Origin of the sequence: Paenibacillus sp. Leaf72, assembly GCF_001422685.1 — a bacterium.
GTDB lineage: Bacteria > Bacillota > Bacilli > Paenibacillales > Paenibacillaceae > Pristimantibacillus.
This window is the reverse complement of record NZ_LMLV01000023.1, coordinates 214519-236374: the sequence shown is the minus strand read 5'-3', so window position 1 is coordinate 236374 and position 21856 is coordinate 214519. Positions and strand designations below refer to the sequence as shown.

The window sequence follows — 21856 nt, the reverse complement described above, 5'->3', positions numbered from 1 at the left end:
CTAATCATAATGGGCGCTGTCCATTTTTGTCAAATATTGAACGAAAGGGTGGTGGATGCGAGTAAAAGGCAGTAAGTTAGCGGATTGTGGCGTTTAATCTCAAATTGAGATTGAATCCATATCAAAAAAGCCGAAGTCTTCTTGCACGAATATAAGGTAACACCAGAGGAAAAATGCTATGATAATAGATGTTTGTGTACATACGACTGATTTCGGTCTATGAAATGGAGGATTTCAACAATGAATATCCATGAGTATCAAGGCAAAGCGTTATTGAAACAGTATGGTGTAGTTGTGCCTGAGGGCAAAGTTGCGTTCACCGTTGATGAAGCGGTTGCAGCAGCAGAAGAGCTTGGTACGAAAGTTGTTGTTGTAAAAGCACAAATCCATGCGGGCGGCCGTGGTAAAGCTGGCGGTGTTAAAGTCGCAAAAAGCTTGGATGAAGTTCGCGCATATGCAGGAGAAATCCTTGGAAAAGTGCTCGTTACGCATCAAACTGGCCCAGAAGGTAAAGAAGTTAAGCGCCTTCTTATTGAGCAGGGCTGTGACATCAAGAAAGAATATTATATCGGTGCTGTTCTTGACCGTGGCACAGGCCGCGTCGTCATTATGGCTTCAGAGGAAGGCGGCACGGAAATTGAAGAAGTTGCCGAGCATTCCCCTGAGAAAATTTTCAAGGAAATCGTTGATCCAGCTGTGGGACTGCAAGTGTTCCAAGCGCGTAAGCTCGCTTATGCAATCAACATTCCAACTGCACTCGTTAACAAAGCTGTTAAATTCATGACTTCGTTGTACAACGCTTTCGTTGAGAAAGATTGTTCTATTGCCGAGATCAATCCACTTGTCGTAACTGGCGATGGTGAAGTGATGGCACTGGATGCGAAGCTGAATTTTGACTCCAATGCACTATACCGTCATAAGGATATTGTCGCATTGCGCGATCTGGAAGAGGAAGATGCGAAAGAAATCGAAGCTTCCAAATACGATCTCAGCTACATTGCCCTTGATGGCAACATTGGCTGCATGGTTAATGGCGCAGGCCTTGCTATGGCGACAATGGACATTATCAAATATTATGGCGGCGACCCTGCGAACTTCCTGGACGTAGGCGGCGGTGCAACGAAAGAGAAAGTAACAGAAGCGTTCAAAATCATTTTGTCCGATGAAAATGTTAAAGGGATTTTCGTTAATATTTTTGGCGGCATTATGCGTTGTGACGTTATTGCGGATGGCGTTATTGCGGCCGCGAAGGAAATTGGCCTCGATCGTCCGCTTGTCGTAAGACTGGAAGGCACAAACGTTGAATTGGGTAAAAAAATGCTGAACGAGTCGGGACTGAACATCGTAGCAGCGGACTCTATGTCAGACGGCGCACAAAAAATTGTCGCTCTCGTGAAATAAATACGCGTATGAATTCATGGACGGGGATGTGAGATTCGATGAGCATTTTGGTAAACAAAGATACAAAAGTGATTACGCAAGGGATTACGGGCGCAACTGGCTTGTTTCACGCGAAAGGCGCACTCGATTACGGTACGCAAATGGTAGGCGGAGTAACGCCGGGTAAAGGCGGAACTAACGTCGATATCACTCTTGAAAACGGTTCAACGGTATCGCTTCCAGTGTTTAACACTGTTGAGCAGGCGGTAAAAGCGACTGGCGCTACAGCTTCGGTTATTTATGTGCCGCCAGCATTTGCAGCTGATTCTATTCTAGAAGCCGTTGACGCTGGACTTGAACTTGTTATCTGTATTACGGAAGGCATTCCGGTACTAGACATGGTCAAAGTTAAGCGTTATATGGAAGGCAGCAAATCGATTTTGATCGGACCTAACTGTCCAGGTGTTATTACACCAGACGAATGTAAAATCGGCATTATGCCAGGCTACATTCACACGAAAGGCCATGTAGGCGTTGTTTCCCGCTCGGGAACATTGACTTACGAGGCGGTTCACCAGCTGACGACTCGCGGCATTGGACAATCCTCTGCAGTCGGTATTGGCGGCGACCCAGTGAAAGGCTCCGAGTTTATCGACATTTTGAGCCGTTTCAATGATGACCCTGATACTTACGCGGTTATTATGATCGGTGAAATTGGCGGTACAGCAGAAGAAGAAGCGGCAGAATGGGTTAAAGCCAATATGAAAAAGCCGGTTGTAGGCTTTATCGGCGGCGCAACAGCGCCTCCAGGCAAACGTATGGGCCATGCTGGCGCGATCATTTCCGGAGGCAAAGGAACAGCTGCTGAAAAAATCGCTACGCTTGAAGCATGCGGAATTAAAGTAGCGCCTACTCCATCGGATATGGGCTCCACGCTCGTATCGGTGCTTGAAGAGCAAGGCCTGTTGGAAAAATGCACAACTGTTGCAAAATAATAAAGCTTTGAAAAAGGTAAGCAACCTTTCGATTCCCGTTAGCGGGAGCTGAAAGGTTGCTTTTTTTTATGAAGATGAGAGGGCGACTTGCATTCTTCAGCCATGTAACGCACAATAGGAAAGAATGTAAGGGCGTGCCTCATTATAATGGAGGCCGAACGATATGGAACGTGATCATGATGAATGCAGGCAAATCGTAATGATGCTTAGCGAAGTGCCAGGCATTGGCTGGCGCACGATTCAGAAGGCAGTAGCGAGCGGCGCGTGGCGAGAGGGCAGCGGTCAGGATGAAGCAGCCTATGTTAAGGCCGGTTTTAGCACCCAGCAGGCACGGTCGGCTGTTAAGCGAATAGGGCAAGGACTCGTTGCTTCAGGCTCTTCCTATGAAAAGGCAGTTCAGCTTGGAGCTAGTGTCATTACACCGTTTGATGAAGCCTATCCAAACTATTTGCTGCAAATTCCGCAGCCGCCCTGGGTGTTGTATGCGATTGGCCGTCTGGAGCTGTTGAAGCGTCCAATTATAGCAATCGTCGGAACGCGCAATCCTACCGCATATGGCCGTCATACTGCTTCTATGCTCTCTGAGCAGCTTTCGGCAGGCGGGATGACTATTGCGAGCGGTTTAGCCCGTGGAATCGATAGCAAGGCGCATGAGGCCGCTCTGCGAGGAGTTGGTAGCACGATAGCTGTGCTTGCATGCGCCGTAGATTGTTGTTATCCTTCAGAGAATAGAACTTTGTATCGCCATATAGCGGAAGAGGGGCTATTGCTCTCGGAAACGCCAATCGGTACGCCGCTGCATCCCGGCATGTTTCCGCTGCGCAACCGAATTATTGCAGGGCTTTCCCTTGGCACACTCGTCATAGAGGGGGCAATTGGCAGCGGTTCTTTGATTACAGCAGCGCAAGCGCTGGATATGAACCGTGATTTATTCGCTGTGCCGGGTCCGATTTCTTCTCCTAAAAGTGAAGGGCCTAATTCGCTTATTCGCCAAGGAGCAAAGCTGGTTAGCGTGGCCGAGCATATTTTTGAAGAATACACATGGCTTGGCGATGAATGGCTGAAACAGTCGAATTCTTCTGCCTTTTCACAGCGCCAATCGGACAAGGAATTGTCCGCTGATGAACGAAAAATTATCGCACTGCTGCGAGAGCGTCCATTATCCATTAATGAATTACACCAGCTGATAGCTGTTCCTTTTGGACATTTAAGCGCTCTTCTGATAAATTTATGTATAAAACGTAGGATCGAGCAGCAGTCTGGATCGCTATATATAGCATTGTAGTAAGCAGTAGAGAGGGGGGCGCCTAACGTGGCAGACTCATTAGTTATCGTCGAATCACCAGCCAAAGCGAAAACAATAGGGAAGTATTTAGGCAGCAAATATATTGTTAAGGCTTCCATGGGCCATATTCGCGATTTGCCGAAAAGTCAGATTGGCGTCGAAGTTGAAAATGATTTCAATCCAAAATATATTACGATTCGCGGCAAAGGCAGCGTACTGAAAGAACTCAAAAGCGCCAGCAAAAAAGTGAAGCATGTTTATCTGGCGGCTGACCCGGATCGCGAAGGGGAAGCTATTGCATGGCATTTGGCTCATTATTTGGAGCTGGATGCCTCGGATACTTGCCGCGTTGTATTTAATGAAATAACGAAGCAAGCGGTTAAGGATGCTTTTAAGACGCCGCGCAAAATCAATATGGATTTGGTTAATGCGCAGCAGGCGAGACGTATTCTAGATCGTCTTGTCGGCTACAAGATCAGTCCGCTTCTGTGGAAAAAGGTCAAGAAGGGCCTTTCTGCTGGCCGCGTTCAATCGGTATGCGTCAAGCTGATTATTGACCGCGAAAATGAGATCGATGAATTTGTGCCGGAAGAATATTGGTCGATTACTGCAAAGGTATCGCAAAACGGCGTTCCATTTGAGGCCAAATACCATTCCATTGGCGGCGAGAAGCGCGAGCTCGGCAACGAGCAGGAAATGCAAGCCGTGCTGGATGCGATGGAAAGCGGCTCTGATTTTAAAGTGGCGGAAGTGAAGGAGAAGGAGCGTTTGCGCAATCCTGCACCTCCATTCATTACGAGCTCCCTGCAGCAGGAAGCCGCCCGTAAGCTTGGTTTCAGGGCGTCTAAGACGATGTCTGTTGCCCAGCAGCTTTATGAAGGTGTAGAGCTAGGCAAGGAAGGCACGGTCGGTCTAATTACATATATGAGAACGGACTCCACTCGTATATCCCCGATTGCGCAGGAAGAAGCAAAGGAATACATTACGGAACGCTACGGGGCTCCTTATATGCCAGAGCAGCTTCGCATTTATGCGAAAAAGAACAGCAATGCCCAAGATGCGCATGAGGCGATCAGGCCGACAGCTATTATGCGTGATCCGGATACGATGAAGCCGTTCCTCAGCCGCGATCAATTCCGGTTGTACAAACTGGTATGGGAACGTTTCGTATCCAGCCAAATGTCTTCAGCCGTTCTCGATACGATGACCGTCGATATGATATCTGGCGATGTCAAGTTCCGTGCGAATGGATCCAAGGTCAAGTTTGCCGGATTTATGAAAGTATATGTGGAAGGTAATGATGATGGGGCCGAAGAGGAGCATAAATTCCTCCCGCCAATTGAAGTAGGGGATATGATTCCTGCGGAAGCCATTGAGCCTAAACAGCATTTCACACAGCCGCCGCCGCGTTTTACGGAGGCCAGACTCGTGAAAACGCTTGAGGAGCTCGGCATAGGACGTCCAAGTACGTATGCGCCTACGCTGGAAACGATTCAGAAGCGCGGATACGTAGCGATAGAAGAGAAGAAATTTATGCCGACTGAGCTTGGCGACCTTGTTATCCAGCTAATGGAAGAGTTTTTCCCTGAAATTCTGAATGCTGAATTTACAGCCAACATGGAAGGGGATCTCGACCATGTGGAGGAAGGCTCGCAGGACTGGGTCAAAGTGCTTGCGACCTTCTACGACTCGTTCGAGAAGCGTCTGGAAGTAGCGGAAGAGGAAATGAAGGAAATCGAAATTCAAGATGAGGTTTCCGATGAAATTTGCGAAAAATGCGGCCGTCATTTGGTTTATAAAATGGGGCGCTTCGGCAAATTCCTCGCTTGCTCCGGCTTTCCGGATTGCCGCAATACGAAGCCGATCGTTAAGGATATCGGCGTGCCTTGTCCGAAATGTGAGGAAGGCAAAATTATTGAACGGAGAAGTAAAAAAGGCCGGATTTTCTACGGCTGTGATACGTATCCAGCTTGCGATTATGTTTCATGGGATAAGCCTTCAGGCAAGCCATGTCCGAAATGCGAAAGCATGCTCGTAGAAAAACGCAATCGCAGCGGAGCAAAGCTGCAATGTCCTACATGCGATTATTCCGAAGAGCTGCAGGATGAAGAACAAGAAGAAGCATAAAGCGGCATCTACGATGCTGTGCACAGCTCCACATGTGAGTGGACCCGGTCCTCCCTGAATAGGGAGGACAGCTGTGTTTTATCCGTTCTGTTGGTTTACCCCGCAATCCCAGCAAAAAAATGATATTTATTTGCGCGAAGCGCGTATTATGATTTGGAGGTAAGTTCATTGTCATCATCATCCTATCCAAAAGTAACCGTTATCGGAGCTGGCCTGGCCGGCAGCGAAGCCGCTTGGCAAATCGCATCCCAAGGCGTACCCGTCGTACTCTATGAAATGCGGCCCGAGACGAAAACGCCAGCCCACCACACGAACCAGTTTGCCGAGCTCGTATGCAGCAACAGCTTGCGTGCAAATGGACTGGCAAATGCCGTAGGCGTGCTTAAAGAGGAAATGCGTCAGCTGGATTCACTCATTCTTGGCTGCGCGGATCGTCATGCAGTTCCAGCGGGCGGTGCGCTTGCTGTTGACCGGGATGGGTTTTCCGGCGAAGTAACGCGCCTTCTGCACGAGCATCCGCTCGTTGAAGTCCGCAACGAGGAAGTAACGGAAATTCCAACGGACGGAATCGTCATTATTGCGACAGGTCCACTTACAGCTCCTGCGTTGTCCGCGCAAGTACGCGAGCTGCTGGGCGAGGAATATTTCTACTTTTACGATGCTGCTGCACCGATTGTGGAGAAAGATTCTATCGATATGAGCAAAGTTTATCTCGCTTCCCGCTATGATAAAGGCGAAGCCGCTTATTTGAACTGCCCGATGACGGAAGAGGAATTCGAAATTTTTCATGACGCGCTCGTTAATGCCGAGAAAGCGGAAATAAAAGATTTTGAAAAGGAAGTATATTTTGAGGGCTGTATGCCAATTGAAGTTATTGCAAGCCGCGGCAAGCAAACGGTGCTTTTTGGACCAATGAAGCCAGTTGGTCTTGTGAACCCGCATACAGGCAAGCTGCCTCATGCTGTTATTCAATTGCGTCAGGACAATGCGGCTGGTACGCTGTATAACTTGGTTGGGTTTCAAACGCATTTGAAATGGGGCGAGCAGAAGCGGGTATTCTCGCTTATTCCAGGACTAGAAAATGCCGAGTTTGTGCGTTTTGGTGTTATGCACCGCAATACGTTCATCAATTCGCCACGTTTGCTTGAGCCGACCTATCAGCTTAAAAATCGCCCTACCTTATTTTTTGCTGGCCAGATGACGGGTGTTGAAGGTTATGTAGAATCAGCGGCTTCCGGGTTAATTGCCGGTTTCAACGCCGCTCGTCTCGCACGCAATCTTGAGCCGCTTGTGCTTCCTGGAGACACGACGCTGGGCAGTATGGCACAGTATATTACGACGGCGGATTTCAAGCATTTTCAGCCTATGAATGCGAATTTCGGGTTGTTCCCGCCGCTTGAGAAACGATTGAAGAGCAAGAAGGAAAAGAATGAAGCGATTGCGAGCCGTGCGCTTGCCGGCATTGAGCAATTTAAGCAGGAGCATTTCACGCATTTGGTAAACAACTAATTACGGTCATGCAGCTATTTTTGAAGGTTTGGATCAGTACAGGCGCATTTGCATAGAGGAGGCGAAGAGATGGAAATGGAATTTCATGCAACGACGATTTGTGCAGTCCGTCACGAGGGAAAAGGCGCGATTGCAGGGGATGGTCAAGTAACGTTCGGCAACAGCATGGTGATGAAAAATAAAGCGAAAAAGGTACGCCGCTTGTATCGCGGGCAAGTCGTTGCTGGTTTTGCTGGCTCGGTTGCTGATGCGATTACGCTTTTTGAGAAGTTCGAGGCAAAGCTTGAGGAGCATCATGGCAATTTGCAGCGCTCGGCTGTAGAGCTGGCGAAGGAATGGCGCTCGGATCGTGTGCTGCGCAAATTGGAAGCGATGATGCTGGTCATGGATCAGACGGGACTTTTATTGATTTCAGGAAATGGCGAAATTATTGAGCCGGATGATGGTCTTTTGGCCATTGGCTCGGGCGGCAGCTTTGCTTTGTCCGCAGCTAGAGCACTCAAGCGCCATGCCACTCATCTGGATGCGAAGGAAATGGCCCGTTCGGCGCTAGAAATTGCAGCAGATATTTGCGTCTACACGAATCACAATATTATTGTCGAAGAAATCGGCTCTTAAACGGAGGAGATTAATATGGCAAATGCAGCGTTAACACCAAGAGAGATCGTAGCGGAGCTGGATAAGTATATTGTCGGTCAAAAGCCTGCGAAACGTTCGGTCGCAATCGCCTTGCGCAATCGTTATCGCAGAAGTCAGCTTGATGAATCGTTGCGTGATGAGGTCGTGCCGAAAAATATTTTAATGATCGGTCCTACAGGCGTTGGTAAAACAGAAATTGCCCGCAGATTGGCGAAGCTTGTAAAAGCGCCTTTCGTAAAGCTTGAGGCAACTAAATTCACCGAGGTAGGTTACGTAGGCCGCGACGTTGAATCCATGGTTCGCGATTTGGTTGAAACAGCGATCCGCATGGTGAAAACGGAAAAAACCGAGCAGGTTAAAGATAAAGCGGAGAAGCTGGCAAACGAATTGCTGGTGACGCTGCTTGTTCCTTCGAAAATAAAGGAAAAGACGCAAAAAAATCCGTTCGAGATGCTTTTTGGCAACCAGCAAAATGACATTCTGCAAGCAGAAGAACCGGAGCAGGATCAGACGATTGTGCAAAAACGGGCTCAGGTGCAGGCAGATCTTGCTGCTGGCAAGCTGGAAAATGAAATGGTTGAGGTAGAAGTTGAAGATGCTGCTCCGAATATGCTGGACATGCTCGCAGGCGGCCAAGGTCCCGAAGGCATGGGCATGAATATGCAGGAGCTGTTCGGACAGCTGATGCCGAAAAAAACGAAGCGCCGCAAGCTGCCGGTTAAGGAAGCGCGTAAAGTGCTTATTCAGGAAGAAGCAAACAAGCTGATCAATATGGATGATGTCATTTCGGAATCGGTTACACGTGCGGAACAGTCAGGCATTATTTTTATCGATGAAATTGACAAAATTGCGAGCTCCTCGCGTGGAAATGGCCCAGATGTTTCGCGTGAAGGCGTGCAGCGTGATATTTTGCCAATCGTTGAAGGCTCGACGGTTATGACCAAATATGGTCCGGTAAAAACGGATTATGTGCTCTTTATTGCCGCAGGTGCATTCCATATTGCGAAGCCATCCGATTTGATTCCCGAGCTGCAAGGCCGTTTTCCGATTCGGGTGGAGCTTACTTCGCTTACGCTTGATGATTTTGTGAGCATTTTGAAGGAACCGAAAAACGCGCTGACTAAGCAATACACAGCACTGCTGCAAACCGAAGGCATTGAAATCGAATTTTCAGATGAGGCTATTCATGAGCTGGCATCCATTGCCGCAGAAGTGAATCGGAATACTGAAAATATCGGAGCGAGAAGGCTGCATACGATTTTGGAAAAGCTGCTTGAGGATCTTTCCTTTGAAGCGCCTGATATTACATTGGACCATATGCTGATCACGCCGGAATATGTTCGTGAAAAGCTGGGAAGCATTGCGCAAAATAAAGATTTGAGTCAATATATATTGTAGTTGGTATGAGTTTTAGGAGGCAATGGCATGACGTTATTAACAAAAACAAGGACGCTAAACCGCCTGCTGCAGCGGGCGGCTGGCAAACCGCTTATTTTCAGAGAAATGGCGGAGGTGCTGACCAGCACCATTCAAACGAGTGTATTTGTCGTAAGCCGCAGGGGAAAGGTGCTCGGTTGTGCAGCTGTGAATCCGCATGATCATGACTCGCTGCGTTCCATGTCGGCAGAAGAGCTGCGTTTCCCGCAGGAAAGCAACGAGCAATTTCTTGAAATGACGGAATCGGTCACGAATGTGGCGCCGTATGCTGGTGTTTATGAGACTTTCCCGTCGCTAGGGCAGCAGGAAATTATGACGGTTGTCCCGATAACAGGTGGCGGAGATCGCTTAGGCACGCTAATTTTGACACGGCACCAAGGCGCTTTTGACGACGATGATTTAGTGCTTGCAGAATATGGGTCTACGATTGTCGGCATGGAAATTTTACGCGAGCGTTCGGTAGAAATTGAGCATGAGGCACGCAGTCGCGCTGTCGTGTCGGTTGCTATTGGTTCGTTATCGTTCAGCGAGCTTGAGGCAGTCGAGCATATTTTTGAGCAATTGGAAGGAAAAGAGGGGCTGCTTGTAGCCTCAAAAATTGCTGACAGGGTCGGTATTACTAGGTCTGTAATCGTAAATGCCCTAAGAAAATTAGAAAGTGCGGGGGTCATTGAGACTAGATCACTCGGAATGAAGGGAACTTACATTAAGATATTAAATCACCAGCTACTTCAAGAGCTGGAAAAAATTAAATCATAAAATATGAGTCTAAACGACTAAAAAAGCCCTATCTTATTTTAAAGATAGGGCTTTTTTCTTATTGTAATAATTTGGAGAATTGTTGAATATAAACATGTCGGCAAATATCGACAGCATGATCTCATTTTTTTAATAATTTAATGTCGAACAAAGCAGGAATGCTACGAAGTGTGTTGAATACCTTATATTAGGATCTTTTAATTATCGAAAGTGGTGATAATAAAGTGAACTTATTAAGCGGATCTTCATTCCAAAGGCTAGAGGGGGCAGTTCATGCAGCAGAAATGCGGCAAAATGTCATTTCGAATAATATAGCCAATGTGGATACCCCGCATTTTAAACGGTCAGAGGTTGAATTTGAACAGCTTTTGGAACAACAAATGGGTAATAGCTCACCTAAGCTGAAAGGAAAGCTTACGAATGCAAGGCATATTCCTATAGGTGGGCCGGTCAATCCTACGCCTCAAGTCATAAGCGATAAAGAAACCGCCATGAACAATAATGAGAATAATGTGGATATTGATCGGGAAATGTCGCTGCTTGCGAAAAATCAGCTGAGCTATAACGCTTATTTGCAGCAAGTCAATCATGAAATCAAAATGATGCGAACAGCAATAGAAGGGAGAGGTTAAAGAGTGAAAATTTCCAGCGGATTTGATGCGAGCGCCTCTGCTCTAACCGCACAGCGCCTGCGAATGGATGTTATTTCTTCAAATATTGCGAATGCGGAAACGACGCGTGCCGGTTATGAGAATGGACAATTCGTGCCTTATAAACGGAAAATGGTCGTTTTGGAGCCGTTGAAATCAAGCTTTTCCAATGCGCTGAATGCCAAAATGGGAAAAAGTACAACAACTGGTGGGGTAAAGGTTGCCAAAATCATTGATGACACAGCCCCAACGAAGCTTGTATATAATCCTACCCATCCTGATGCCGATTCAAACGGCTATGTAAATATGCCGAATGTAGATGTCGCGAAAGAGATGGTTGATATGATTTCAGCTTCGCGTTCTTATGAAGCGAATGTCACAGCCATTAATTCTTCTAAAGCGATGTTTGTAAAAGCATTGGAAATTGGGAAGTAGCAACAACCATTAAACAATAGCCGAGGAGGAATATAGTGATTCAAGCCATTTCGATGAACCAGTTGCAGCCTTTAAAGACGATGACAGCTGCGCCTGTAGAGCAAGCTACTCCGGCAGAACTTACAAAAACATTTAGCCAGTTTTTAAATAACGCAATTGAGGGTGTTAGCGCCCAGGAACAAAATGTACATAAGCTTAACGATAAGTTTTTAATTGGTGAAGTTGATGTTTCTCAGGTCATGATTGCTGGCGAAAGAGCGCAGCTTAGTCTTCAACTAACCTCACAAATCCGCAACAAGGTTGTAGAGGCATATCAAGAAATAATGCGGATGCAGGTATAATGAACGATAAAAAAACCTGGCAAAGAATTTGGGTGAGGTGACAAGGTGAACGAGAAAATCGCCCAATTTAGACTGAGAATTTCGCAATTCTGGAGTCAAATGGGAAAAAAACAGAAAATAGGCTTGGGGGCTTCTGTAGGCGTACTGTTGTTATCTATAATTCTTCTTACTGTAATCTTTACAAGAACGGATTATGAATTGGCTTTTCAAAATTTGGATACAACAGACTCAGCAGCCATTATGAACTACCTGGATAGCAATGGTATCCCTTATGAACTAGGGAGTGGCGGAACTAGTATTTCTGTACCAAGCGCTGTAGCCGAACGTACTAAGGTAACGATCGGCTCACTTGGTCTTGTGCAGAACGGATCAATTGGCTTTGAAGCTTTTACACAAAGCTCTTCGACCTTCGGCACAACAGAAAATGAATTTAATGTCAAATATTTAAGCGCCTTGAACGGCGAGATCCAACAATTGCTGAATCGCATGCAAGGCGTGAAAAGTTCTAAAGTGCTTGTGAACTTGCCAGAAGAAAGCGTGTTTCTAACTCCTGAAGAGAAAGACAAAGCAACGGCTGCCATCTCCTTGGAATTTATGGCTGGCTATCGTCCAACTCAAAAGGAAATTGACGGTTATTACAATCTGGTAAAATCGGCAGTTCCAGGTACGACAATAGACAACATTACCATCTCTGGTCCGCAGGGCGAGCTGATGTCCTCCGAAGCAGGGGGCACGATTGCAGGCACAGCGGAAGCGGTTGACAGCCAATTCCAAATTCAACGCAAATATGAAGCGGAATTGAAAAAGAATATTCAACAGTTTCTGGGACCGATTGTCGGTTCCGAAAATCTAGTCATCAGCATCGGAAGCAGCTTGAACTTCGATAATAAGAAGACAGAGGAACAGCAGGTTGTGCCGCTGCCTGACAATAATAATAACGGAATTATTGTTAGCCAGTCCGATCAGACCAGTTCTTCTACAGGTGGCAGCTCCAGTGCAGGCGGTGTAGCAGGAACGGGAGAAACGGATGTTCCGGGCTATACTGCAACGGATGCCGCTGGAAACTCTACCTCGGAAGAAAGCTCTTCTACTGTTAATTACGATTTTGGAAGAATTAATCGTACCACGATTTCAGGGCCTTTCGTAATTAAAGATCTATCCATTAGCATCGGTGTTGAAGCAAGTCGACTCACTCCAGAATCTCGTACAGAGATTACGACCTTCTTGACAGGTTTGGTACGTGCACAGCTTGCTGATTCAGGTCAAGATGTTAATAATGACGATTTAATCAACAAAAAGGTTTCACTTATTGGGCAAACATTTGCTGAAAGCACCGCTACAAACACGATTGGCGGCTTATCAATGGGATGGGCAATCGGAATTGGAGCAGCAGCACTTGCGATTATTGCCGGTTTGATTATTTTGCTCGTTCGCAGACGCAGACAGCAAGCGGCAGAAGCAGCAGCAGCTGAAGCACAGGAAGCGGTTGTAGCATCAACGGCTGTAGAATATCCTACCCTTGATTTTGATAGCTTAAGCAATGACAGCCAAGCACGTAAAAATCTTGAGACACTCGCCAAACGCAAGCCGGATGAATTTGTTAATTTACTTCGGACTTGGCTTGTCGATGAATAGAGGTCGTTTGCATGAGTAAATCGATGAATGGGCTAACCGGAAGGCAGAAAGCGGCAATACTGCTAATTACACTAGGTCCCGAAGTGTCAGCTCAAATTTTTAAACATTTAAGAGAAGATGAAATTGAACAGTTAACTCTTGAAATAGCCAATGTGCGTAAAGTGGACAGCTCAGAGCGTGAAACGATTTTAGGAGAGTTCAATCAAATCTGTGTAGCTCAGGAATATATTTCGCAAGGCGGTATTACTTATGCCAGAGATATTTTGGAGAAGGCGCTAGGTGAGAGCAAAGCGGCGGAAGTGATAAATCGATTGACTGCTACTTTGCAAGTACGGCCATTCGACTTTGCCCGCAAAGCAGAACCGATGCAAATACTCAACTTTATTCAAAACGAGAACTCTCAGACGATTGCACTCGTGTTGTCCTATCTCCAATCGGAGCAATCTTCGCACATTTTGTCCTCTCTTCCACAAGAAAAGCAGGCGGAAGTTGCAAGAAGGATTGCGCTCATGGACAGCACTTCACCGGAAGTTATATCGCAGGTGGAGCGTGTGCTGGAGCAGAAGCTTTCAGCTACCGTCACTCAAGATTACACAAATGCTGGCGGTATCGACTCTATCGTTCAAATTTTGAACGGTGTTGACCGCGGTACGGAACGCACCATTCTTGATTCTCTGGAAATTCAAGATCCTGAACTTGCAGAAGAAATCAAGAAGCGGATGTTCGTCTTCGAAGATATCGTCAACATCGACAATCGTTCGATTCAGCGGATTATCCGCGATATCGAAAATGCCGATTTGCAGCTTGCGCTTAAAGTCGCTAGCGAAGAAGTGCGGGATGCCATTTTCCAAAACATGTCGAAGCGCATGGCGGAAACATTCAAGGAAGAAATGGAGTTTATGGGTCCAGTCCGATTGCGTGATGTAGAGGAGGCGCAGACCCGTATTGTCGCAACGATTCGCAGATTAGAGGAATCAGGTGAAATCATTATCGCCCGTGGCGGAGGAGATGATATCATTGTCTAATTTGATTAAATCCACAAGCGTTGTTTCTATCGATCAACTAAGAGAGCTTTACTGGAAGAACAAGCATGCAGCACTCGCAGCAGATGCGAATGGTGAAGCTGAAGCTCCAGAGGAAGAACAGCCTGATGAAGAAACGATTACGCTGCGGGATCAAATTATTGCTGATGCCAGGCAGTTTGCAGAAGAACGATTGCGGGAAACGGGAGCTCAATGCGAGCAAATGCTGACCGAGGCTGAAGCGAATGTGGAAGCCTGGTGGTTGGAAAAAAGACTCGAGGATGAAGCGACGACAGAAGCTGCCCGCAGCGAAGGCTATGAACGTGGTTTTGCGGAAGGCATCGAGCAAGCGAATATGCTAGCCAAGCAGGAATGGGAGCAAAAGCTGTTCGAAGCGAATGCGATTTTATCTTCCGCTTATTCAATGCGTGAGCAGATCATTCAGGAAGCGGAACCGTTTTTGGTGGAACTAAGCTGCGCGGTAGCGGAAAAGGTAATCGGCCAACAGCTGGAGCAAGCTCCAGAAATGGTCATTGAATTAATTAAAAAATCGCTTGCAAGAAGACGCGAGCAAGGTGTTATTACGCTGTGCGTCGCACCTGGTCAGTTGGCTTTCGTCCAAGCTGCGCAAGAAGAGCTGAATTTGGCAGTCGACTCGCAAGCCGAGCTGCAAATTTTGCCGGATGCGACGGTTAAAGATTTTGGCTGCGTTATTCGTTCCGCATACGGAAGCATTGATGCCCGTATCGATACACAGCTGTCAGAATTAAAACGCGAGCTGGTCCAGTTCGCTCATCAATCAAGGGACGAGCGAGGACAGGCTGATGAGCAATAGTTCATTGCAGGCGGGCAAATATGTCGAGCATTTGCAGGCAATTGATCCCATACGTGTGAATGGAAAGGTCACCCAGGTCATCGGGCTTACCGTTGAATCGGAAGGGCCAGATGCAAGTATCGGTGATGTGTGCTATATCTATCCGAATAAAGCGGCAAAGCCGATTAAGGCTGAGGTTGTAGGCTTTCGGAACAATAAAGTTATTCTAATGCCGCTGGGCGATTTGCACTCCATCAGCTCAGGCTGTGATGTTGTAGGAACAGGCAAGCCGCTTAGTGTGCAGGTAGGCTCCGAGCTGCTTGGAAAAGTGCTGGATGGCCTCGGCCAGCCGCTTGATGGGTCTTTTTTACCAAGCCGAATGCAGCATTATTCTACTCATAATGAACCAAGCAATCCGCTTATGCGTCCTCGTGTTCTGGAGCCGCTGGGCATTGGCGTTAGAGCTATCGACGGTTTGCTGACGGTTGGCAGAGGCCAGCGTGTAGGTATATTTGCCGGATCTGGGGTAGGGAAAAGTACCCTGCTCGGCATGATTGCCCGAAACACCTCGGCCGACGTCAACGTCATTGCATTAATCGGCGAGCGTGGTCGTGAAGTACTAGAGTTTATTGAGAAGGACTTGGGACCTGAAGGCTTAGCCCGTTCGGTCGTCATTGTCGCTACCTCGGACCAGCCAGCACTCATTCGGATGAAGGGGGCATTAATCGCCACCTCCATTGCTGAATATTTTCGCGATCGTGGTCTAAACGTCATGCTTATGATGGACTCCGTTACGCGTTACGCTATGGCACTTCGTGAAGTAGGTCTTGCGATCGGCGAGCCACCTGCAACGAGAGGATATACGCCTTCCGTATTTGCGAATTTGCCTAAACTGCTAGAACGAGCGGGAACTGGTCCCAAAGGCTCAATCACTGCTTTCTACACCGTATTAGTAGACGGGGATGATATGAACGAACCGATTGCGGATGCAGTCCGGGGGATTTTGGATGGTCATATCGTTCTGAGCCGGCATCTTGCGCATAAAGGACATTTTCCAGCCATTGATGTCTTGCAATCTGTGAGCCGGGTTATGAAAGAAATTATTACTGAGGAGCAGCAGGATGCGGCTAATCAGTTGAAGCGCCTATTATCTATTTATAAAGATTCGGAAGACCTTATAAATATTGGGGCGTACCAACGCGGTTCTAATGAAGAAATTGATTTGGCGATGCAATTTATTGATTCGATTCATCAGTTCACGAGACAAAAAACAAATGAAAAAGTCACCTTGGAGGAAGCTCAGGAGCGGCTAATAATTGATTTTTACAGGAGATGAAGCGTTGAATGGGAGCATTTCGTTATTCCTACCAAAAAATCGTTGATCTGAAGACAAGTGAAAAAACGCAGGCAGAATGGATACTGTCCTCTTCCATTGGAGAGCTGCAGGCTGCCGAGCTGACCGTCGAGCAATTGCGTGAAAGCCGTGCAGAATGGGAGCAGAAGCAGCATCAGTCTTCGCAATCCGGCGTTTCTTTGGCTGAGCTTCAGACCATTCAACAATATGTGGATTATTTGGACTCATGTATTGAAGCTAAACGGCTTGAAGTGAAACGGGCGCAAAAGGTCGTCGAGCAAAATCGGATCAAGCTTTCGGATAAAATGCAGGACGAGAAAGTATGGTTGAAGGCAAAGGATAACGAGAAGGAACGTTTCCGGTATGCGATGCAGCTTAAGGAGCAAAACGAGTTGGATGAAATGGCGACTGTCCGTTTCATGGTAAGCGTGCCGTAAATATCCGGCTGCAGCGCAAGGCTAGAGGGAGTGAAATCAGTGGCAGATACAGATGTGGAGAAACAAGGATATAGTGGATTTGAGCGGGCCATGTTTTTTATGACCCCGGTGTTGTTTACGATTGTTGTGCTTGGCATATTGCTGATCCTTCTTAATAGCGATATGCGAAATCAGGCGCTCACCGTCGGAAATTCGATTCCATTGCTCAAAGATGTGCTGCCGAATCCGCAGTCAACTGGCGGTGAAAGCACAGATGAAACGCTCAAGGCAGAAAATATGACTCGTAAAATTTCCGAGCTGCAAGCTCAACTGACGGAGAAAGAGGGCCAGCTGACGGAAACGTCCACTCTTAAAACGGATCAGGAAAAAGAAATTGCAAGCTTGAAAAGCCAAATTGAGCAGTTGAAGAAGTCAAATGCAACACAGGCGCTTGAAGATGAGGCATACACGGCCAAAATTAAAGAGCTCGCCAGCATGTATGCACGAATTGCACCGAATAAGGCCGCACCCATTTTAGAAAGCATGTCGCTTGATGAAATGGTGCTTGTACTCGATGCGATGGCTCCAAATGATCGTGTGAAAATTTTGGAGAAAATGACGCCGAAAACAGCGGCTGATGCAACGCTGAAGCTGAAGGATACCGTTTCGGCGAAAGACTTGCAAATTGCGGCACTGCAATCGCAGCTCAAAAATGCCCAGTCGACTACAGCGACAACGACTACAACGTCTTCGACACTGGATTCGACGCAGCTAGGAGCAACATTTGCAGCTATGGATGCGAAAAGTGCGGCCAAACTGCTGATGACGATGTCTGACGTAAGTGCCAGCAAGGTGCTGCGTATTTTGAATGCGGTAGATGATACAACAAGATCCAATATCGTTGGCGAGATGTCGACATTGAATGATAAAGTTACAGCTCAGATCGTTTCGAAGCTGATGGCGGGTAAATAGAGGGGAGGTGAAAATAAATGGATGTTTTATCATCACCAGCAGCTTCGCAGCCGGCGGCTCCTTCCACTGGCGGAAATGCCCAAGCGAAGGGAACGGGAGATGCGGCTTTTGCTCAAACGCTGAATGGTCAATTGAATAATGGCCAAGCGGGAGCAGGCACAGCAGCAACTGCGAACACTGCGGATGCAGCAGCACTCGGAACGATTCGGATGACTACTCTCAATACAGCTGGCTTGCTCGGAGAAACGAACAATCAGGATTTGCTTGCGGCTATTGATGGACTGCTAGAGCAAATGGATGAATTGGATACTGCGGACACGGATGAGGCTGCACAAGCCCAATTGGCAGATTTGCAAGTGATGCTGGAGCAAATGCAGGCTTTACTAGCACTGCTAGGTTCCCCGCTTCTCACTTTGAAGCAGCCTGATGAGCAGCTATCCTCAGAGGAAGTTGTTCAAGCAGCAGATGCAGGCAATGGACATGAGGCAGTGAAAGCACAAATTGCGCTTGTGAAGCATGATTTGGAAAATGCGCTGATTCAGCTGGCTAATGTGCTTGAGCAGGGATCTGCGAAACGCGTTCAGCAGCAAGAGCCATCGCAGTTGATTGGACAGCAGCTGGAAGCTTTGCAGAAACTGCTGCAAAAGCAGAAGGAAGCAGGCACGGCCGAGCGTAATAACAGCAATGTTCAAGCGATATTTGAACCAGCTGCAGCAGGCGAGGCTGCTCCACAGCAAACAGCAGCATGGCTTCAGCGTTTGAATCAGCAATCCCAGCATACAATTGCCCTGAAAAGCGCAGTGGCAGAAGCTTTATCAGCTGATACATTGGTTGAAGAAACGGCAGATACAGCCGATGATGAGTCCGTTCTGGCCGGCAATTTAAATGCAAACTTTTCTCATTCGCTTAAGCAGGCAACGAGTAGCGTGGCAGCGAGAGCAGTCGCCCAGCCTTACGTATTAGCAGACGAATTTGCGGAATCCATGACGGGGCTTATCGTGCAGAAGTTTGATATTTCTTCATTAAATGGCAAGCACGAAGCTAAAATCATGCTGTTCCCTGAACAGTTGGGCCAGGTCGATGTTCGGATCACGATGCAAAACGGCCAGTTGACGGCACTATTCCATACGGATACGGTCATGGCGAAAGATATGCTGGATAACCAAATGTCGCAATTGAGACTGGCATTGCAATCCCAAGGCTTAACGATTGACAAGCTTGAAGTGACCCAGGGGCAAGCTGCATCAGAGCTGTCTAATGGCCAACAGGGACAAGGCTCCAATCAACAATTTACGAATCGAAACAACAACGGCAAGGGCGGAAGCAGAGCGGATGAAGCTGCTTTTGAAGCAGATGTAATCGAGCAAATTGCCATTCAGGATATGGGCTACGGACGGGCGGTTAACGCTACAGTCTAAAAGGATGTTATGGACTTAAGCAATCATTTGCGGGATGGAGGTGATGGAATTGGCAGTCGTTACGAATAAAGTGGTCTGGCCGAATTATGATCAGGCAAACGTTAAAACAGCAGGAAAAACCGAGGATGATAAAACATCGCTAAGTAAGGACGCGTTTCTCGAATTGCTCGTCACACAGCTTAAAAATCAGGATCCATTAAGCCCGCAGAGCAACACGGAGTTTATTGCCCAAATGGCGCAGTTCACTTCAGTCGAGCAGCTGATGAATATGAATAAGCAGCTTACACAGCTGAACTCGGACATCGGCAGTGCATCTACAATGATTGGCAAAAGCGTAACATGGCAGGAGCTTGATGATAAAGGTAGCACCGTCATGTATACGGATGTTGTAAAGTCGATTGTAGCAACAGACGGGGTATTGTATGCCAAGTTTGAAGATAACACGATGATTAAAGTAAGTGATATCGTTACGATTTCTGATCAGACTCCGGCAGAGACGGAGGAGCCTGTAACGGATGCTTCAGCTGAAAGTGCTGGGGATGCTGAAACGCCTGATGAAGAATCCGCTGCTGACAGCGGGGAGGAACAAACCTCATGAGCGACAGCGTAAAGATTGGGCATTATTTTCCGCTTAAATCTTCGCCCTTAAACAATGCGAAGACGGTGGGGGCAAAATCCCAGCAGCCTAGCGAATTTCAAGATTTGCTGGATTCGAAAGTATTAAAATTCAGCCATCATGCTGAAGTTCGGATGAAGCAGCGAGGCATTCAGCTTCAAGCGGATTCATTAACGAAAATTGTGAATGCTGTGGACGAAGCGGCATCCAAAGGCGCCATTGACTCTTTAATCGTTTTTAAAGATATTGCGATGATCGTGAATGTGCCTAGCCGTACAGTAGTTACTGCAATGGATGGCAAGCAAATGCAAAGCAATGTATTCACGCATATAGACAGCGCCGTTATTTTAAGCTAGAGCCGGACCAATACGGAGGCTCTTCAGGCTGCTGACCGACAGAGGCAGCCAACTAACCAAAAGGATAAACCTAAATTAGGAGGGCTTAAATACTATGCTAAGATCAATGTACTCGGGTGTGTCAGGTATGCGCGGCTTCCAAACGAAGCTGGATGTCATCGGTAACAATATTGCGAACGTTAATACGGTGGGTTTTAAAGGCGGCCGCGTCATGTTCAGCGATATTTTGAGCCAAACAACAGCAGGTGTTACCGCTCCGGTAGAAGGCGAGCAGGGTGGTGTGAATGCGAAGCAGATCGGACTTGGTGTCAGCATTGCTTCTATTGATACCGTTCATACGCCAGGAAGCGCAATGACTACAAACCAACCGACCGATCTTCGCATTGATGGCGATGGATTTTTTCTAGTTACCGCAGCAGATGGTGAAGAATCATTTTTGACAAGAGCCGGCAACTTTGTGCTCGATGCGAACCGACAGCTTGTAAACGCAAACGGGTTGTTTGTATTAGATAGTGGTGGTGGTATTATTACTTTGCCAGCAGAGGTCACCTCCTTCACAATCGGGCAAGATGGGACGATTACAGGTGTTACGGCGGATGCAACAGAAGAAGTCGCGCAGATTGGTGTAGTCAAAGTCATTAACCCAAGTGGACTCGAGAAAATGGGAGGCAATTTGTACAGAATGACCAACAATGCTAACCCAGATGGAGACATTGAGGCTTACAGAACGGTCGCTGGAGATGCAGAGCTTGGAACGGGCGCAATCGTGGCCGGACAGCTTGAAATGTCAAACGTTGACCTGACAGGCGAGTTTACAGAAATGATCGTGGCTCAGCGCGGCTTCCAAGCGAATTCACGTATTATCACGACTTCCGATGAAATTTTGCAAGAGGTTGTCAACCTGAAACGATAATCGTTAGGCATAACGCAGGTGGGGGGCCATAGCGCCTCCCCCGCGATGTGAGGGGGCAGTTTATGATTACAGTGACTCGTATTAATGGTACTAAGCTCATGATCAATGCTCTGTTGATTGAAGTGGTGGAGGAAGTGCCCGATACCATTATTACCTTGACCACTGGTAAAAAATTCATAGTGGTAGAAAGCTCGGAGGAGCTTTTGCTGCTGATCCAGAACTATCTTCGTACGATCGGCGTATATGCGGCGGCCCAGAAGAGTGAACAGACGGAGGGTCCATAGAGATGAAAAAAATGTTGCCATGGTTAGTAACTATACTGCTGTCGATTGTATTGATTGCCGTTGTGGTTGTGATTATGTGGCCGAAAATTATGGGAAGTACAACTGATGGTTCAACAAACAAAGAGGTTGAAGTCAAGCATCTTACCGCCGATGAGCGTGTAGAAGTAACGTCTGAGCTTAAAGAATTTAAGCGCAACTTGAAAGATTCGAACAAAGTCGTTGTCGTTAGCTTCGCTTTCCAGCTGGACAGCAAGAAGACGAAGGAAGATTTTGATAAAATCATCGAAATTGAAGTTAAGCCTATTATTAACCGGGCGCTTGCAGATATGACGGCTGAAGAGCTGAATGGCTCTAAAGGCGAGGATCTGCTGGAATCGAAGCTGCTTAATGAAATTAATCCAATTTTGGATAAAAAGCAGAAGCTGGTCAAGGTAGAAATAACAGCTTTTATCATGACCAACATTTAATGCTGGTTGGCGACATTCCTTGAAGGGGGTGA

Annotated in this window: 23 protein-coding genes; all 23 read left to right on the top strand. The window is 47.2% G+C overall.

The window, feature by feature from the left end; all coding sequences use genetic code 11:
- Window positions 1-240 precede the first annotated feature (240 nt).
- The 23 genes from sucC (at window position 241) to ASF12_RS19570 (ending at window position 21824) form a co-directional block, all read left to right on the top strand.
- Window positions 241-1401 (top strand): ADP-forming succinate--CoA ligase subunit beta, encoded by a 1161-nt coding sequence (sucC, locus tag ASF12_RS19680; RefSeq protein WP_056038286.1) that lies wholly within the window; start codon window positions 241-243, stop codon window positions 1399-1401.
- Between the two features lie 38 nt (window positions 1402-1439).
- Complete coding sequence (sucD, locus tag ASF12_RS19675; RefSeq protein ID WP_056038283.1) at window positions 1440-2375, top strand: succinate--CoA ligase subunit alpha; 936 nt, start codon at window positions 1440-1442, stop codon at window positions 2373-2375.
- A gap of 163 nt (window positions 2376-2538) precedes the next feature.
- Window positions 2539-3660, top strand: coding sequence for a DNA-processing protein DprA (gene dprA, locus ASF12_RS19670; RefSeq protein ID WP_056038280.1), 1122 nt, complete (start codon window positions 2539-2541; stop codon window positions 3658-3660).
- Window positions 3661-3687: 27 nt separating this feature from the next.
- Entirely contained in the window at window positions 3688-5787 is a 2100-nt protein-coding gene (topA, locus tag ASF12_RS19665; protein ID WP_056038277.1) for a type I DNA topoisomerase, read from the top strand.
- 168 nt (window positions 5788-5955) lie between these two features.
- Window positions 5956-7296, top strand: a complete 1341-nt coding sequence (gene trmFO / locus ASF12_RS19660; RefSeq protein ID WP_056038273.1) for an FADH(2)-oxidizing methylenetetrahydrofolate--tRNA-(uracil(54)-C(5))-methyltransferase TrmFO — start codon at window positions 5956-5958, stop codon at window positions 7294-7296.
- 69 nt (window positions 7297-7365) lie between these two features.
- Window positions 7366-7914, top strand: a complete 549-nt coding sequence (gene hslV / locus ASF12_RS19655) for an ATP-dependent protease subunit HslV (RefSeq protein ID WP_056038270.1) — start codon at window positions 7366-7368, stop codon at window positions 7912-7914.
- A gap of 15 nt (window positions 7915-7929) precedes the next feature.
- Window positions 7930-9333, top strand: a complete 1404-nt coding sequence (hslU, locus tag ASF12_RS19650) for an ATP-dependent protease ATPase subunit HslU (RefSeq protein ID WP_056038267.1) — start codon at window positions 7930-7932, stop codon at window positions 9331-9333.
- Between the two features lie 27 nt (window positions 9334-9360).
- Window positions 9361-10131, top strand: coding sequence for a GTP-sensing pleiotropic transcriptional regulator CodY (gene codY / locus ASF12_RS19645; protein ID WP_056038264.1), 771 nt, complete (start codon window positions 9361-9363; stop codon window positions 10129-10131).
- Window positions 10132-10355: 224 nt separating this feature from the next.
- The gene (gene flgB, locus ASF12_RS19640; protein ID WP_056038261.1) at window positions 10356-10763 is read left to right on the top strand and encodes a flagellar basal body rod protein FlgB; all 408 of its coding nucleotides are present in this window, start codon (window positions 10356-10358) and stop codon (window positions 10761-10763) included.
- A 3-nt stretch (window positions 10764-10766) separates the two neighbouring features.
- A complete protein-coding gene (gene flgC, locus ASF12_RS19635; RefSeq protein WP_056038258.1) occupies window positions 10767-11216 on the top strand; it encodes a flagellar basal body rod protein FlgC in 450 nt (149 codons plus the stop codon).
- Window positions 11217-11251: 35 nt separating this feature from the next.
- Window positions 11252-11557, top strand: coding sequence for a flagellar hook-basal body complex protein FliE (gene fliE, locus ASF12_RS19630; protein ID WP_056038255.1), 306 nt, complete (start codon window positions 11252-11254; stop codon window positions 11555-11557).
- A 45-nt stretch (window positions 11558-11602) separates the two neighbouring features.
- A complete protein-coding gene (gene fliF / locus ASF12_RS19625) occupies window positions 11603-13192 on the top strand; it encodes a flagellar basal-body MS-ring/collar protein FliF (RefSeq protein ID WP_056038252.1) in 1590 nt (529 codons plus the stop codon).
- A gap of 11 nt (window positions 13193-13203) precedes the next feature.
- Entirely contained in the window at window positions 13204-14217 is a 1014-nt protein-coding gene (gene fliG / locus ASF12_RS19620; RefSeq protein ID WP_046230712.1) for a flagellar motor switch protein FliG, read from the top strand.
- Window positions 14201-15049 (top strand): FliH/SctL family protein, encoded by an 849-nt coding sequence (locus ASF12_RS19615; protein ID WP_327204929.1) that lies wholly within the window; start codon window positions 14201-14203, stop codon window positions 15047-15049. Before fliG ends, ASF12_RS19615 begins: the two co-directional genes overlap by 17 nt.
- Window positions 15039-16364: a flagellar protein export ATPase FliI gene (fliI, locus tag ASF12_RS19610; protein WP_056038246.1), complete on the top strand. Its 1326-nt coding sequence runs from the start codon at window positions 15039-15041 to the stop codon at window positions 16362-16364. Before ASF12_RS19615 ends, fliI begins: the two co-directional genes overlap by 11 nt.
- 8 nt (window positions 16365-16372) lie before the next feature.
- Window positions 16373-16819 (top strand): flagellar export protein FliJ, encoded by a 447-nt coding sequence (gene fliJ, locus ASF12_RS19605; RefSeq protein WP_056038243.1) that lies wholly within the window; start codon window positions 16373-16375, stop codon window positions 16817-16819.
- A gap of 39 nt (window positions 16820-16858) precedes the next feature.
- A complete protein-coding gene (locus tag ASF12_RS19600) occupies window positions 16859-17770 on the top strand; it encodes a MotE family protein (protein WP_056038241.1) in 912 nt (303 codons plus the stop codon).
- A gap of 17 nt (window positions 17771-17787) precedes the next feature.
- Complete coding sequence (locus ASF12_RS19595; protein WP_056038237.1) at window positions 17788-19188, top strand: flagellar hook-length control protein FliK; 1401 nt, start codon at window positions 17788-17790, stop codon at window positions 19186-19188.
- Between the two features lie 49 nt (window positions 19189-19237).
- The gene (locus tag ASF12_RS19590; RefSeq protein ID WP_063892604.1) at window positions 19238-19786 is read left to right on the top strand and encodes a flagellar hook capping FlgD N-terminal domain-containing protein; all 549 of its coding nucleotides are present in this window, start codon (window positions 19238-19240) and stop codon (window positions 19784-19786) included.
- Complete coding sequence (locus ASF12_RS19585) at window positions 19783-20160, top strand: TIGR02530 family flagellar biosynthesis protein (protein WP_056038235.1); 378 nt, start codon at window positions 19783-19785, stop codon at window positions 20158-20160. The genes ASF12_RS19590 and ASF12_RS19585 overlap by 4 nt, the downstream gene beginning before the upstream one ends.
- A gap of 94 nt (window positions 20161-20254) precedes the next feature.
- Window positions 20255-21073 (top strand): flagellar basal body rod protein FlgG, encoded by an 819-nt coding sequence (gene flgG / locus ASF12_RS19580; protein WP_056038230.1) that lies wholly within the window; start codon window positions 20255-20257, stop codon window positions 21071-21073.
- 62 nt (window positions 21074-21135) lie between these two features.
- Window positions 21136-21357, top strand: a complete 222-nt coding sequence (locus ASF12_RS19575; protein ID WP_056038226.1) for a flagellar FlbD family protein — start codon at window positions 21136-21138, stop codon at window positions 21355-21357.
- 2 nt (window positions 21358-21359) lie between these two features.
- Window positions 21360-21824, top strand: coding sequence for a flagellar basal body-associated FliL family protein (locus ASF12_RS19570; protein ID WP_056038224.1), 465 nt, complete (start codon window positions 21360-21362; stop codon window positions 21822-21824).
- Window positions 21825-21856: the final 32 nt, after the last annotated feature.

Excerpts from the sequence above, each read along its gene's own strand:
- sucC (WP_056038286.1), top strand. The coding sequence starts at position 241 with ATGAATATCCATGAGTATCAAGGCAAAGCGTTATTGAAACAGTATGGT.
- sucD (WP_056038283.1), top strand. The coding sequence starts at position 1,440 with ATGAGCATTTTGGTAAACAAAGATACAAAAGTGATTACGCAAGGGATT.
- dprA (WP_056038280.1), top strand. The coding sequence starts at position 2,539 with ATGGAACGTGATCATGATGAATGCAGGCAAATCGTAATGATGCTTAGC.
- hslV (WP_056038270.1), top strand. The coding sequence starts at position 7,366 with ATGGAAATGGAATTTCATGCAACGACGATTTGTGCAGTCCGTCACGAG.
- hslU (WP_056038267.1), top strand. The coding sequence starts at position 7,930 with ATGGCAAATGCAGCGTTAACACCAAGAGAGATCGTAGCGGAGCTGGAT.
- codY (WP_056038264.1), top strand. The coding sequence starts at position 9,361 with ATGACGTTATTAACAAAAACAAGGACGCTAAACCGCCTGCTGCAGCGG.
- fliG (WP_046230712.1), top strand. The coding sequence starts at position 13,204 with ATGAGTAAATCGATGAATGGGCTAACCGGAAGGCAGAAAGCGGCAATA.
- ASF12_RS19615 (WP_327204929.1), top strand. The coding sequence starts at position 14,201 with ATGATATCATTGTCTAATTTGATTAAATCCACAAGCGTTGTTTCTATC.
- fliI (WP_056038246.1), top strand. The coding sequence starts at position 15,039 with ATGAGCAATAGTTCATTGCAGGCGGGCAAATATGTCGAGCATTTGCAG.
- fliJ (WP_056038243.1), top strand. The coding sequence starts at position 16,373 with ATGGGAGCATTTCGTTATTCCTACCAAAAAATCGTTGATCTGAAGACA.
- ASF12_RS19595 (WP_056038237.1), top strand. The coding sequence starts at position 17,788 with ATGGATGTTTTATCATCACCAGCAGCTTCGCAGCCGGCGGCTCCTTCC.
- ASF12_RS19585 (WP_056038235.1), top strand. The coding sequence starts at position 19,783 with ATGAGCGACAGCGTAAAGATTGGGCATTATTTTCCGCTTAAATCTTCG.
- flgG (WP_056038230.1), top strand. The coding sequence starts at position 20,255 with ATGCTAAGATCAATGTACTCGGGTGTGTCAGGTATGCGCGGCTTCCAA.
- ASF12_RS19575 (WP_056038226.1), top strand. The coding sequence starts at position 21,136 with ATGATTACAGTGACTCGTATTAATGGTACTAAGCTCATGATCAATGCT.
- ASF12_RS19570 (WP_056038224.1), top strand. The coding sequence starts at position 21,360 with ATGAAAAAAATGTTGCCATGGTTAGTAACTATACTGCTGTCGATTGTA.